Consider the following 1374-nt stretch of genomic DNA (forward strand, 5'->3'; position numbering starts at 1 on the left):
TTGGTTAAGTCCTCGATCGATTAGTATCAGTCAGCTCCACATGTCGCCACGCTTCCACCTCTGACCTATCAACCTGATCATCTTTCAGGGATCTTACTAGCTTGACGCTATGGGAAATCTCATCTCGAGGGGGGCTTCATGCTTAGATGCTTTCAGCACTTATCCCTTCCGCACATAGCTACCCAGCGATGCCTTTGGCAAGACAACTGGTACACCAGCGGTGCGTCCATCCCGGTCCTCTCGTACTAAGGACAGCTCCTCTCAAATTTCCTGCGCCCACGACGGATAGGGACCGAACTGTCTCACGACGTTCTGAACCCAGCTCGCGTACCGCTTTAATGGGCGAACAGCCCAACCCTTGGGACCGACTACAGCCCCAGGATGCGATGAGCCGACATCGAGGTGCCAAACCTCCCCGTCGATGTGGACTCTTGGGGGAGATAAGCCTGTTATCCCCGGGGTAGCTTTTATCCGTTGAGCGATGGCCCTTCCATGCGGAACCACCGGATCACTAAGCCCGACTTTCGTCCCTGCTCGACTTGTAGGTCTCGCAGTCAAGCTCCCTTGTGCCTTTACACTCTGCGAATGATTTCCAACCATTCTGAGGGAACCTTTGGGCGCCTCCGTTACTTTTTAGGAGGCGACCGCCCCAGTCAAACTGCCCACCTGACACTGTCTCCCGCCCCGATAAGGGGCGCGGGTTAGAATTTCAATACAGCCAGGGTAGTATCCCACCGACGCCTCCACCGAAGCTGGCGCTCCGGCTTCTCAGGCTCCTACCTATCCTGTACAAGCTGTACCAAAATTCAATATCAGGCTACAGTAAAGCTCCACGGGGTCTTTCCGTCCTGTCGCGGGTAACCTGCATCTTCACAGGTACTATAATTTCACCGAGTCTCTCGTTGAGACAGTGCCCAGATCGTTACGCCTTTCGTGCGGGTCGGAACTTACCCGACAAGGAATTTCGCTACCTTAGGACCGTTATAGTTACGGCCGCCGTTTACTGGGGCTTCGATTCAAAGCTTCGCTTGCGCTAACCTCTCCTCTTAACCTTCCAGCACCGGGCAGGCGTCAGCCCCTATACTTCGCCTTGCGGCTTCGCAGAGACCTGTGTTTTTGCTAAACAGTCGCCTGGGCCTATTCACTGCGGCTCATCAGGGCTATTCACCCTAATGAGCACCCCTTCTCCCGAAGTTACGGGGTCATTTTGCCGAGTTCCTTAACGAGAGTTCTCTCGCTCACCTTAGGATTCTCTCCTCGCCTACCTGTGTCGGTTTGCGGTACGGGCACCTTTTCCCTCGCTAGAGGCTTTTCTTGGCAGTGTGGAATCAGGAACTTCGGTACTAAATTTCCCTCGCCGTCACAGCTCAGCCT

1 rRNA gene is annotated in these 1374 nt (G+C 54.6%); it reads right to left on the reverse strand.

The annotated features are described in order from the left end of the window. Positions 1-1374, reverse strand: a 23S ribosomal RNA gene (locus NR125_RS29150); the annotation flags it as partial.

Source organism: Cytobacillus sp. Bac17 (assembly GCF_024519925.1).
GTDB lineage: Bacteria > Bacillota > Bacilli > Bacillales > Cytobacillaceae > Cytobacillus > Cytobacillus pseudoceanisediminis.